The organism is Mesorhizobium sp. M5C.F.Ca.IN.020.29.1.1, from assembly GCF_003997375.1.
Taxonomy (GTDB): domain Bacteria; phylum Pseudomonadota; class Alphaproteobacteria; order Rhizobiales; family Rhizobiaceae; genus Mesorhizobium; species Mesorhizobium wenxiniae.
Window position 1 is genome coordinate 1 of record NZ_RZSW01000175.1, and the last position, 10,975, is coordinate 10,975.

The 10,975-nt window shown below is 62.7% G+C and carries 12 protein-coding genes and 2 pseudogenes; 7 read left to right on the forward strand and 7 right to left on the reverse strand.

The window, feature by feature from the left end; translation table 11 throughout:
* Positions 1–564: ArsR family transcriptional regulator (locus tag EOA85_RS15860; protein WP_127210226.1), on the forward strand; the 564-nt coding region annotated here is incomplete at its 5' end.
* A gap of 59 nt (positions 565–623) precedes the next feature.
* Here the strand turns inward: EOA85_RS15860 and EOA85_RS15865 are convergent.
* Positions 624–1,163, reverse strand: a complete 540-nt coding sequence (locus EOA85_RS15865) for a nuclear transport factor 2 family protein (protein ID WP_127210228.1) — start codon at positions 1,161–1,163, stop codon at positions 624–626.
* A 99-nt stretch (positions 1,164–1,262) separates the two neighbouring features.
* Positions 1,263–1,532: a hypothetical protein gene (locus tag EOA85_RS15870; protein ID WP_127210230.1), complete on the reverse strand. Its 270-nt coding sequence runs from the start codon at positions 1,530–1,532 to the stop codon at positions 1,263–1,265.
* Between the two features lie 96 nt (positions 1,533–1,628).
* On the opposite strand from EOA85_RS15870, the pseudogene EOA85_RS15875 reads away from it, so the two are divergent.
* A pseudogene (locus tag EOA85_RS15875) lies at positions 1,629–2,596 on the forward strand (LysR family transcriptional regulator).
* Between the two features lie 105 nt (positions 2,597–2,701).
* Here EOA85_RS15875 and EOA85_RS15880 read toward each other — a convergent pair.
* Complete coding sequence (locus EOA85_RS15880; RefSeq protein WP_127210232.1) at positions 2,702–3,499, reverse strand: SRPBCC domain-containing protein; 798 nt, start codon at positions 3,497–3,499, stop codon at positions 2,702–2,704.
* A complete protein-coding gene (locus tag EOA85_RS15885; RefSeq protein WP_127210234.1) occupies positions 3,490–4,413 on the reverse strand; it encodes a helix-turn-helix domain-containing protein in 924 nt (307 codons plus the stop codon). Before EOA85_RS15885 ends, EOA85_RS15880 begins: the two co-directional genes overlap by 10 nt.
* Here EOA85_RS15885 and EOA85_RS15890 point away from each other — a divergent pair.
* A complete protein-coding gene (locus EOA85_RS15890; RefSeq protein ID WP_127210236.1) occupies positions 4,306–4,698 on the forward strand; it encodes a GFA family protein in 393 nt (130 codons plus the stop codon). The two genes, EOA85_RS15885 and EOA85_RS15890, sit on opposite strands and share 108 nt — an antisense overlap.
* Positions 4,699–4,741: 43 nt before the next feature.
* Here EOA85_RS15890 and EOA85_RS15895 read toward each other — a convergent pair.
* Positions 4,742–6,258 (reverse strand): annotated as a pseudogene (locus EOA85_RS15895) (winged helix-turn-helix domain-containing tetratricopeptide repeat protein).
* A 127-nt stretch (positions 6,259–6,385) separates the two neighbouring features.
* Between EOA85_RS15895 and EOA85_RS15900 the strand changes: the two are divergent.
* Together EOA85_RS15900 and EOA85_RS15905 are read left to right on the forward strand one after the other, a co-directional pair.
* Positions 6,386–6,613, forward strand: coding sequence for a DUF1127 domain-containing protein (locus EOA85_RS15900; RefSeq protein WP_127210238.1), 228 nt, complete (start codon positions 6,386–6,388; stop codon positions 6,611–6,613).
* 202 nt (positions 6,614–6,815) lie between these two features.
* Positions 6,816–7,700: an alpha/beta hydrolase gene (locus EOA85_RS15905; RefSeq protein WP_127210240.1), complete on the forward strand. Its 885-nt coding sequence runs from the start codon at positions 6,816–6,818 to the stop codon at positions 7,698–7,700.
* Between the two features lie 50 nt (positions 7,701–7,750).
* Here EOA85_RS15905 and EOA85_RS15910 read toward each other — a convergent pair whose 3' ends face one another.
* Both EOA85_RS15910 and EOA85_RS15915 read right to left on the reverse strand, forming a co-directional pair.
* Positions 7,751–8,281, reverse strand: coding sequence for a dihydrofolate reductase family protein (locus EOA85_RS15910; RefSeq protein WP_127210242.1), 531 nt, complete (start codon positions 8,279–8,281; stop codon positions 7,751–7,753).
* Between the two features lie 103 nt (positions 8,282–8,384).
* Positions 8,385–9,344: a LysR family transcriptional regulator gene (locus EOA85_RS15915; protein WP_127210244.1), complete on the reverse strand. Its 960-nt coding sequence runs from the start codon at positions 9,342–9,344 to the stop codon at positions 8,385–8,387.
* Positions 9,345–9,441: 97 nt separating this feature from the next.
* On the opposite strand from EOA85_RS15915, the gene EOA85_RS15920 reads away from it, so the two are divergent.
* Complete coding sequence (locus tag EOA85_RS15920) at positions 9,442–10,290, forward strand: SDR family oxidoreductase (protein ID WP_127210246.1); 849 nt, start codon at positions 9,442–9,444, stop codon at positions 10,288–10,290.
* A 131-nt stretch (positions 10,291–10,421) separates the two neighbouring features.
* Complete coding sequence (locus EOA85_RS15925) at positions 10,422–10,844, forward strand: RidA family protein (protein ID WP_127210247.1); 423 nt, start codon at positions 10,422–10,424, stop codon at positions 10,842–10,844.
* Positions 10,845–10,975: the final 131 nt, after the last annotated feature.

The following is a 10,975-nucleotide window of genomic DNA, read 5'->3' on the forward strand; positions in this document are numbered from 1 at the left end:
GGGGTGCGCAGCGTCGAGGACCTCGCCGCGCGAGCCCATCTGAGTTTCGCCAATACGTCGCGCCATCTGCAGATCCTGCGGCGGGCGCGGCTCGTCGAGACGCAGCGCCGCGGCAAGCACGTGCTCTATAGTCTTGCCGGCGATGCAGAGGTGGTGGCGCTGATCAAGGCGCTCGGCCGGGTCGGCGAGCGAAACGTGGCCGAAATCGGCCGCGTCATGGTCGACTATTTCCGCGCTCGCGATGCGATGGAACCGGTGTCGCGAGACGACCTCGTCTCGAGGCTGCATGACGGCATGGTCACGGTTCTCGACGTGCGCCCCGAGGATGAATTTGGGGTTGGGCATCTTCCAGGCGCCCTCAACATCCCGCTGGCCGAGCTGGAGCGTCGCTTGGGCGAGCTACCGGCGGATCGGGAAGTGATCGCCTATTGCCGCGGCCCTTATTGCGTTCTGTCGTTCGAAGCGGTCGCCGCCTTGCGGGAGCGGGGCTACCTCGTCCGTCGACTCGAGGACGGCTATCCCGAATGGAAGGCCGCCGGCCTACCGGTCGAAACGGCAGCCTGAAACAGAACGCGCGGAGCTGTCAGAGCGTCGTTGGTCTGGCGTGGACTTTCAGCGGCGAGTCAGCGGGCCAGCGCGGCCGCCTGCTCTAGGCTGATACCCCGGGCGAGCGGGTCAGCGTGCCGGTGCGCGAGCCGCCATTCGGATCCTTCGCGGCGATAGACCAAGGTGACGCGCAGCGGCCAGTCCTGGGCCGGCAGACCGCCGACTTCGCCATGGGCGCGCTCGATGAGCGCGAGAACCACCATGTCGGCCGCGGCATAGGCTTGGACCAGCTCTTGTTCCAGCGTGCCGTTCTTGAAGAAACGCCCCATTGCCTCCCAGCGTTCGCTTGTCATCTCCACGCCGCGTGTCGGCTTTCCGCCGAAAGGCGACATAAGCGTGAAGTCATCGGTGAGCGCAATCAACGCACGGTATCGGGCGATGTCGCCGCGCATCAGCGCCGCGTTGGCTTCGGCGGTCTGCCTGATGAGCGTCGCAATCTCCTCGTCGGCGATGGAGACCTGATGGGCAACGGCAGAGTCGCTCGTAGCTTTCGTGATCCCAAGCGACGCGAGACCGGCGCCCGCTGCAGCGAGTGCTGAACGTCGTGAAACTGGCATGAGAATTTCTCCTATGTTTGTACCTATCCGCAGGCGCAGGCCGCTGGCATCGGTCGAGCCGATGCGATCTCACATCTTTCGACCGGCCGGCATTTTCCGTCAGGGCTTCAAAAGACTGTGCAGCGGCTGGAAGGACAGCTTCGGCCGGATGCCATCCGGTAGGTTCGGCGCGATATGAGCAGCGAAGAAGCGCGTCGCGTCTTCCTGGGAGTTCCACACCTCGACGATCCGCCAGCCGGCTGCCACCGGGTGCGACACGTGCATGATGAAGCCCGGCGCCTGCCTCAAAGCGCCACCCACGAGGGCGAGCATGCCATCATACCCTTGCGGCGACTGTCCCCCGACCTCGGAAATCGTCATCACCGACATGGCTGTTTTCCCGCTGCGTTCGTCCGAGCGATGCACCGCTCAACCGGCAGAATTGCATGTTGATCTTGATGAAGCCAATGATATGATTTCAGCAACATGCTGAACGGAATTGATCTTTCACGCGCCGATCTCAATCTCCTCGTCCTCTTCGAGGCCGTGCTCGAAGAGCACCACGTGGGCCGGGCTGCGGACCGGCTTAATCTGACTCCATCGGCTGTTAGTCACGGGCTCGGCCGGTTGCGCCGGCTCCTCAATGATCCGCTATTCCTAAGAACACCCAAGGGCGTCGTGCCGACGGCGCGTGCGACGGAACTGGCCGCACCGATCGCCGATATTCTGGCGCGCGTGCGCAGCGTCATGGCGACTGCCGCACCCTTCAACCCCTCCACCGCGGTGCGCCGGTTCGCAATCGGCGCGCCGGACGGTGTCTCAGCCGTGATCCTGCGCCCGCTTCTCGCAAACTCAGCCGGATTGCGCCACGCCTCGAAATCGGCGTGCGTCAGCTCTTGCCCTCTCCGGCCCGCGTGTGGCGAAGCGCGATTGTCGATCTCGAGGCGCACGCCATCGATATCGCGATCATTCCGTCTGATAACATCCCGCCTCGCTTCGAAAAGCGCTGCATCTACGAAGAAGACTTTGTAATTGCCATGCGCCTTGGACATCCGTTCGCGCGTGATCCGACCCTGGAGCGATACTGCGACATGCAGCATCTGGTGGTCTCGCACAGTGGCGATCCTTATGGCTTCGTGGATGAACAGCTGGCCAAGCAAGGCCGGGCACGACGGATCGCGTTGACTGTTCCCAACTTCATGTTCGCGCTTGCGGTCATCGCCGAGACCGATCTCATTTCGGCCCTGCCGCGGCGGTTCGTTACCATGCATGCGGCGCGTTTCGGCGTCCTGAGCCTCGATGCCCCGTTGCCGTTGCCCGGCTTCCGGCTCAACGCCGTCGCTCCCAAGGTCGCAATGATGGATGCGGGTGTGGCATGGCTTTTCGATCTGCTTGCAGGAGTGGAGCCTACTGCGCAAAAGCACCACAGCGGCCTGCCCGCACTAAGACGGTAATCATAGCTCGGAAAGCTTCGTCGGCTGCCATGGCGGGTGTGCTGTAGGGTAGATTTAATGCCGCGCAGCGTTGATTAAACTGACAACTACGTTTCCGCTGGAGCGCTACTCGCTCGGAGTTGGGAAATGCTTTTCAAGCCAAATTCGCCACCTTGGCTCCTCCCGTTTTGCAACGCTCGCTGCATCGTCGCCAAAGAGGAAAAACCGCACGGAAAGGAATGTCATCCCGCCCATCGGCAAGGCGAAGAGGTGCGCGAAGCCCGGCGCGGGCTGGTCCAGCCGGACCACCAACTCGGGATGGTCCTGCGGCCCTGTTCGTTCGACGACACCCTCGAATGCCCGCGTGTCCGAAGCCACGCGCCGTTGTTCAATCGCATTCGCCAGGCCCAAGGGTTCAACCAGCTTTCGCCATGCATCGGCTGAAGCTTGAGAGGACGGGACCAAGAGCTGAAAAGCCGAGCCGTGCTGCCCGGGAAAGTGCGTGAGGTAGAGGCGGAGCAGGCGGAAGAAGGCGATCCATCCGTAGCTGTGGCCTTCGAACTGATCATCCCAATCATCAGAAGTCGCGAACCACCGATGGACAACGCGAACGGTGCAAAGCCCGCCGGACTTCGCCTCGACGGTCCATTCCGTCGCTACCGTTCCCGACTGACCCGGTGCTTCTGCGACAAACCGCTTGGGCGGCTCCCAAGCCGTGATGGTGGCGACCGAATCCATGCTTCTATCGGCAGCGAAATGCGAAACGCTGGTTCCTCCGATGCGGCCTTCGAGTTCGCTCGGCACGAACCATTGAGATATTCCAGGTCCCGTTGCGATCGCGTTCCAGACGTGCTCCGGTGTACCGGGGACATCCACTTGCGCCTCGACCGAGCGATTGCCGGCAGAATCTTTTTTTACTGGCATTGAACGTCCTTTCCTTGCGGATTGGAAGGTGAAGGATGCGCGGTCACGACAAGGCGATGGGACCGCCCCTGCGGTGCCGTTTCGTCGTGATAGCGTGCCGCCAGCGTGGTGATGGCCTCAGCCAGTTCACGCGTGAACGTGGCGCGGTCGGCGGCGGAGCGGAAGCGGATTTCGGTGTCGATCGCCAAGGTCGCCAAGCGCTTGCCGGCATCCGTGGCGGCGCGCTGGAGGGCCCCGATCTCCCGCACCAGCCGAGCGCCGAGCGCGATGAGGTAGCTTGCCGACAAGCGGTCGGCGGTGCGGTCCGGATCGGCGCCGACCGGACCCAGTGCGCTCGTCGAGACGACATAGCTTGTGGCGCTCGCCACCATGAGCCGCTCGGTCAAGCCACCCCACTTGCGCGTGTCTGCAACTTGGACAAGCCCGTGCTCCTCCAGAGCATGCAGGTGGTAATTGATTTTCTGCCGCTTGAGACCGAGGCGTGTGGCGAGGGCAGCGGCCGAGGCGGGCTCCCGCAGTTCCGAGAGGAGCTGACTCCGAACCGGCTCCAACGCGGCGGCGGCCGCGCTTGGCCGATCTATGACCTCGATATCGAGCATGCAGCCCTCATATTGACAAGCTTTCCTGTCAATGCCGTTGACGATTATATTTGTCAAGAGCGAAAGGACCGCTTCGTTCCAATAAGAGGGCGGCAAGGGTGGGCGAGGGCCGCTAGACGACGCGTCCCCGCCCGCAGCGGGGCAATTGCAATGACAGTGCCGTTCGTTGTAGCCATTCCGACCGCTTGATTTTAGAGGAGATGCAGCATGGACCGATTCACTGGCGGTTGCCTGTGCGGCAACGTCCGAATTGTGGTGTCGGGACTCCCATACCGGGTCGGCATTTGTCATTGTCTCGACTGCCGCAAGCATCATGGGGCCCTTTTCCACGCTTCCGCGGTGTTCCCCCAGGATGCGGTGACGGTCGAAGGCGAGACGCGCGACTACGCCGGGCGGTTTTTCTGTCCCCGCTGCGGCTCTACAATTTTCGGTCGCACCGCAGACGAAATCGAAGTGAACCTGGGATCCCTGGATGCCCCTGACCAACTGATGCCGACCTACGAAAGCTGGATCATCCGTCGCGAGTCCTGGTTGCCGCCGTTTCCGCTCACGAGACGATACGAGCGTGATCGTGACGCCACGAGTCGCTTTGAGGAATAGGTCCCACGAACAGTGCGAAAGCCTAGGAGGCCACGCCGGCGCGTCACTCCGGAAGACCGGCCTTGCGGAAGCCATCAACGAAATGTTCGAGCGTCGCGGCATCGCGGAATGGCTCCGTCGTGGCCCAGTGGCGGGTGGTGAAATGCGGGTTGCCGACGAGGACAGTTCGACCTCTGCGCGCGCCTCGTCGAGCCGGCCCAATTGGGCAAGGCTTGCCGCCAGGAAACGGCGCGAGCTCGTACGATAAGTCTCGTCCCTGCGCAGTGTCTCGACAGCGGCTTCGTATGCGCCGGCCGCATATTGCGCCTGGCCGAGCGCCAGGTAGTACCAACTTGCCGGAAACGGGTTAAGCCGGAATGCCTTGCGAATGTGCTCAAGGCCCTCCTCGACCCGTCCGGCCAGGACCGCGATGTCGGATAATGCCGCCCAGGCATCGGCCTCGTTCGGGTCCAGCTCGATCGCCTTGGCGAATTCCGCATCCGCCTCGGCGAAGCTGCGCTCATAGGCAAGCAAGTAAGCCAAAACCCAGCGGCAGCCGGCATCGTTGGGGTCGATCGCCACGGCTTTGCGCGCCAGTTCCAAAGCAACGCTACGGGATGTTTCGGTTGGTCCGCCGGAATGCACCCATCCCATCCAGTGGTTCATGGCAAGCCAGCGATAGGCCTCGGCATATTCCGGATCGAGCGAAACCGCGCGGGTGAGCATCAGATGCGCTTCGCGCGCCGTCTGCGGCGAATCATCCATCAGCTTGCGCGCCCGCACGCAGAGATCGTAAGCCTCGAGATTTTTGGGCCGGTTGCGCGGCGGCGGTGCGCGCAGCCTGCCGAGCAACGCCTCCACGATCTTGCCGGTGACCTCGTCCTGAACGGCAAAGATATCTTCCAGGCTGCGATCGAAGCGTTCCGCCCATAGATGGTCGCCACTCACCGCGTCGACCAGCTGGGCGTTGATGCGCACGCGCCCTGCAGCGCGTCTTGCGCTCCCCTCCAGCAGGTATCGCACGCCAAGGTCCTCAGCGATCTCGCGCACGGCCATCGCCTTTCCTTTGTAGGCAAAGGCCGAGTTGCGTGCGATGACGAACAGGCCGGAGATCCTGGACAGGTCGGTGATCAGATCTTCGGTCAACCCATCCGCGAAGGATTCCTGCTCGGGATCGTTGCTGAGATTCACGAAGGGCAGCACGGCTATCGATGGTTTATCGGGCAGCGGCAAAGGCTTTCGCTTCGCGCCACCGAGCTGTTCGACGGCCCCAGTGAAGCGGTAGCCGACGCGCGGAACCGTGGCGATCCATTCGCCGCCGTCCGCGGCCGGACCAAGCAGCTTGCGCAGCTGCGCGATCTGGACGGTGAGATTGCCTTCCTCGACGGCGGTGCCCGGCCACGCCGCGTCCATCAACTCGGCCTTCTCAAGGATTTCGCCGGGCCGTCCAACGAGCGCCGCAAGTAGCTTTAGCCCGCGGTAGCCAACGGCAACGGGAACATCGTTGCGAAGCAGCGTTCCCGCACCGGAATCAAGCACGAACGGACCAAAGGCAAAGCGCGATCCCTGCATGCGGCGCATTTATAGCCCGTTTGGAAGTTTTGAGAACTATTTGGGAGAGCTTAATTACGACGCTGTTCGTATCCTGCAGAATTCAGCCTCTTTCAGGTCGAGGGTCCCCGGACCTTCAAACCATATGGAGGTTGCTATGAACGATACCCTTGCATCGGTCCGGCATCAGGCAGCGGCGGAAATGTCGCGTCGGCACTACAGCCTGGCGACCCTGCGAAGCATTGTCGCGGCCTGGGACGAGCGGAAGCGCTTTCGCTGGGAACTTGAGCAAATGTCGAAAGACAATCCTCATTTGATCGACGATATCGGTCTGACGAGACGGCAGGTCGAGGCAGAGATCGCCAAGCCCTTCTGGCGGCGATAATCCTCGTCGCCGCAAGGTCGCGATACCGTCATCCTCATCCTTGGTGCGCCAAAAGCATCTCAGAACAGTACTCGCCCAGGCCGGTCGCCGCGCGGACGGCCCGAGCATGAGAAGACCGGCCGACGCTCTTCGGCAACGTCGGGAACTCGCGCCGCTCGTCTGAGTTGAACTCCGGTTCTAGACAGCAAAACGGAATCTCGACATGAGCCCGCCCGCCCAACGACGAATGCGTCTCTCCGGTGGAACCGAGCTTGCCTACGTCACTGCGGGCGATCCATCCAACCCCGCTTTGCTCCTCCTGCACGGCTTCCCGAGCTCATCGCGAACATTTCGCGATGTAATTCCTGGCTTGGCGCGCGTCGCCTATGTGATCGCGCCCGACCTCCCGGGCCATGGCCAGTCCGACGTTCCGCCGACACCCTCTTTTGCCGGGATCAGCGAGGCAATTTCCGAATTGCTGGCCCACCTCGTGATCGGGCGTCGCTTCATCTACGTGCATGACTGGGGCACCGCTGTGGGCCTGCAGATCGCCATGCAAGCGCCCGATCTGGTTTCGGGCCTCATCATCCAGAACGCAAACGCACATCGTACAGGCTTCGGGCCCCTGTGGGACGCCGCATTGAAGTTCTGGTCAGAACCGACAAAAGAGAACGAAGCGGCCGCAACCCCCGACCTGACCTTTGAATTCACGCGCGAGCAATATACGGGCGGTCTGCCGGAGGAGGTCGCCGCCACGATCAAAGGCGAACCCTGGGTCGAGGACTGGAGGGTGATGAATCTTCCCGGCCGCATGGAGACCCACCGCGCGCTCATCGCCGATTATAAGAACCACGCCGCGCGTTTCGATGCGATCGCCGGCTATCTAGAAAAATGTCAACCGCCGGCGCTCATGCTGTGGGGCCGTCACGAGCCCTATTTCGATATCGCCGAAACGCTGTCCTGGATGCAGGATCTGCCACGTATGGAGGCTCATATTTTCGACGGCGGGCATTTCCTGCTCGAGACGCATGCCGAACCAGCACTCTCCCTCATGATGGACTTCATCAGGCGAACACAGAAGAGACTCACGCGATTCCCGTCGCTTTAGGCCCAACCTAACCAGACTTCGGTGGCCATTCCATCCGGCGAATCGCGAGATTAAGCAGGGACGTAGGTCAACCTGATCACATCCTCGCCGATCCGGTCATTAGTCATAAGGCGGAGCGGCGGCCGGGGTCCGGCGAAATATGGCTTGCCGCGACCAAGCACGACGGGGTGCAGGTAGATTCGATACTCATCGATCAGGCCAAGTTCGGTGAGGCTTTGCGCCAAGTCCGGGCCAGCAACTTCGATCTCCCCGTCCCGCTCGGCCTTCAGCTCCCGGATTGCGCCCTCGAGATCATCCTCAACAAGCGTGGCGTTGGGGCCAACCGACTTCAACGAGCGCGAGACGACCCATTTCGGCTGGTTCCGCCACGCCGCCGCGAAGGCGTGTCGCTCTGCATCCCATTCAGGATGATCGTCGTCCCAGTAACGCATGACCTCATACATTTGGCGACCATACACACTGCCCGCCTGCCCCTGAGCCTCCTCGATGAAGTGGCGGAAGAGTGTGCGGCTTGGCGCAAATGCCATATGGTCGACGTAGCCGTCCAGGAACTGGTTCATTCCGAACACGAGCTTAGCCATACCCACCTCCTTTCCTTACGCGGCACATCCGCGCGGTTCTGATTGCGTTATGCAATCGGCTGTAAGCTAGATCGACTGATGGCCGATCGGCAGAAGCGAGAAATCATGCCGGACCTCCTTCTGCACTACGATTGCCCGGATTGCTGCTTCTTTGATCGAGTTGAGGTTCTTTCTTTCGCACGTCCTTCACGACATCGAGAAAAGCCCGCAGTGCCGGCGGCACGGTTCGGTGTCCGGGATAGTAGACCGCGACCCCTTCCGGAGCGGGCATCCATGCGGTCAGGACCCTACGCAGCCGGCCATCGGATATGGCCCCTCCGGCGGCCCAATCCGCCACATAGGCGATGCCCAGACCCTCGATTGCGGCTTCGACCATCAGCTCCTCGTCATCGAGGACGATGGAACCGTTTGCGTCGATCACGAGTTCCTGGCCGGCGCGTTCGAACTCCCATCGATAGAATTTGCCGCTGGGCATACGATGGCCGATGCAGTGGTGGCGTTGCAATCCCTCGGGCGTTCCCGGGTCGCCGAAGCGATCGAGATAGCCGGGCGAGGCGACACAGATGAACGTCAACGGGCGTGCAAACGGCACGGCGATCATGTCCTTGGGGACAGATCCGAGGAGGCGCACGCCGGCATCGAACCCGCTGGACACGATATCGATGAGCCGCCCCTCGACGACGATGTCCACGGTCACGTCCGGATGGCGCGCCGCCATCTGCGGAAGAACCCAGCGAACGAGAAGCCTGGCCACCAATCGCGGTGCGTTGATGCGGACCGTGCCCGCGACATTGCCCCGGAACCCCGCGACGCTGTCGAGCGCCTCGTCCAGCGAGGCGAGCGCCGGCTGAAGGCGATCGAGCAACCGGAACCCGGCTTCTGTCGGCGAGACGCTGCGTGTGGTGCGGTTCAGAAGGCGCACCCCCATGCGTTCCTCGAGCGCACGGATCGCATGGCTCAATGTGGAAGGTGCCGTGCCGATCTCGTCCGCTGCGCGGCGGAAGCTGCGGTGTGTGGCAACGGCCACGAAGGCGGTGAGATCGTTGAGCGACGGGCGGGGCATTGATGGGGATTTTGCATCATCTCATGCCGATTTCAACGGCTAATGCGCGCAATGCGATTGCCCTATCTCGTGCCTGGATCAATTGGAGATACGGGAAATGGCAAAGACTTGGCTCATAACGGGTGTGTCGTCCGGTCTAGGCCGGCTGCTGGCGGAGAAGGCCCTGATCAGGGGGGACCGCGTCGGCGGTGCCAGCCGCAGCGAGGACGCACTTCCCGACCTGCGTGCACGCTACCCAGAACGGCTCCGCATCGTCGCAATGGACCTCAAGGACCAGAGCTCGGTCCGCGCCGCGGTCGACCGCGCCTTCGCCGCATCCGGTCGGATCGACATCGTCGTCAGCAATGCTGGCTATGGCCTGCTCGGCGCGGCGGAAGAGGCTGGCGATGTGCAGGTTCGGGACATCATCGACACCAATCTCATCGGCTCGATCGCACTCATCCGGGCGGCGTTGCCGCATCTGCGCAGCCAGGGTGGCGGCCGGATTCTACAGGTATCGAGCGAGGGAGGCCAGATCGCCTATCCGGCTTTCAGCCTCTATCACGCGACCAAGTGGGGTATCGAGGGGTTCGTCGAGTCCGTGGCGCAGGAGGCTGCTCCCTTAGGCATCGAGTTCACCCTTGTGGAACCTGGGCCGGCGCGGACCGGGTTCGGCGGCAATCTCGCGCGGACCAAGCCGCTCGCGGCCTATGAGGGAACACCCGCCGGTCAGATCCGCGAGGCGCTCCGTGGCTCTTGGGTGATCAAGGGCAACCCCGAGCGCATGACGGACGCAATGATCAGGCTTGCCGATCAGGATGGTCCGCTTCCGAAGCGGCTGGTGCTCGGTGCCGAGGCCTATGCCGGCATCCGCAGGGCTCTCGGCGGGCGCATCGAGGAACTCGACCGGCAGAAGGACGTCGCCGTCGCGGCGGATTTCACCGACGAGGAGCTGGCGCGGCTATGACCCACCCTGTCCCGCCGCTCCACAGCTGCATGGCTCCGTCGTGCAGCTCCGCCCGTTGATCCTCGATAGATTCCCCCGGCTCCGGCCCGCTGCCGGTCCGCTCCCGCTATCAAGACAGAAAGGAACACGAAATGCCTGCACGTGACGCCATCTATCCGGCCAAACGCCACGCGTTATACGATATTCATCTATATTCCGCGGCCATTCGCTCCGGCGATCTTCTCTTTGTGTCGGGTCAGGTCGGGAGCCGTGAGGACGGCTCGCCCGAGCCGGTATTCGAGGATCAGGTTCGGCGGGCCTTCGCCAATCTGCGCGCGGTCTTGGCCGCCGCCGGGTGCAGCTTCGACGACGTCGTCGACGTCACCACCTTCCACACAAACCCGGACGAACAGATCGAAACGGTGCTGGCCGTCCGGGCGGAAGAGATCGGCGCACCTCCCTACCCGAACTGGACGGCAGTGGGCGTCAATTGGCTTGCCGGCTTCGAGTTCGAGATCAAGGTCATCGCCCGCATCCCTTCGACGACCAGCAGTCATCCGGCGGACAAGCGCTGATCGCTCGCCCTGCAGTTCTGTATTGGCGATTGCATCCGACGACGGAAACGGCAGCGCGGCGCGCCCTAGCACGGGCTCGCGATGTCCATCCAACGATGAATATGCGAGCTTTGCCTTGGGCCAAAATACGT

Excerpts from the sequence above, each read along its gene's own strand:
- EOA85_RS15865 (WP_127210228.1), bottom strand. The coding sequence starts at position 1,163 with ATGCCAGTTTCACGACGTTCAGCACTCGCTGCAGCGGGCGCCGGTCTC.
- EOA85_RS15870 (WP_127210230.1), bottom strand. The coding sequence starts at position 1,532 with ATGTCGGTGATGACGATTTCCGAGGTCGGGGGACAGTCGCCGCAAGGG.
- EOA85_RS15880 (WP_127210232.1), bottom strand. The coding sequence starts at position 3,499 with ATGCCAGTAAAAAAAGATTCTGCCGGCAATCGCTCGGTCGAGGCGCAA.
- EOA85_RS15890 (WP_127210236.1), top strand. The coding sequence starts at position 4,306 with ATGGACCGATTCACTGGCGGTTGCCTGTGCGGCAACGTCCGAATTGTG.
- EOA85_RS15885 (WP_127210234.1), bottom strand. The coding sequence starts at position 4,413 with ATGATGCTTGCGGCAGTCGAGACAATGACAAATGCCGACCCGGTATGG.
- EOA85_RS15900 (WP_127210238.1), top strand. The coding sequence starts at position 6,386 with ATGAACGATACCCTTGCATCGGTCCGGCATCAGGCAGCGGCGGAAATG.
- EOA85_RS15905 (WP_127210240.1), top strand. The coding sequence starts at position 6,816 with ATGAGCCCGCCCGCCCAACGACGAATGCGTCTCTCCGGTGGAACCGAG.
- EOA85_RS15910 (WP_127210242.1), bottom strand. The coding sequence starts at position 8,281 with ATGGCTAAGCTCGTGTTCGGAATGAACCAGTTCCTGGACGGCTACGTC.
- EOA85_RS15915 (WP_127210244.1), bottom strand. The coding sequence starts at position 9,344 with ATGCCCCGCCCGTCGCTCAACGATCTCACCGCCTTCGTGGCCGTTGCC.
- EOA85_RS15920 (WP_127210246.1), top strand. The coding sequence starts at position 9,442 with ATGGCAAAGACTTGGCTCATAACGGGTGTGTCGTCCGGTCTAGGCCGG.
- EOA85_RS15925 (WP_127210247.1), top strand. The coding sequence starts at position 10,422 with ATGCCTGCACGTGACGCCATCTATCCGGCCAAACGCCACGCGTTATAC.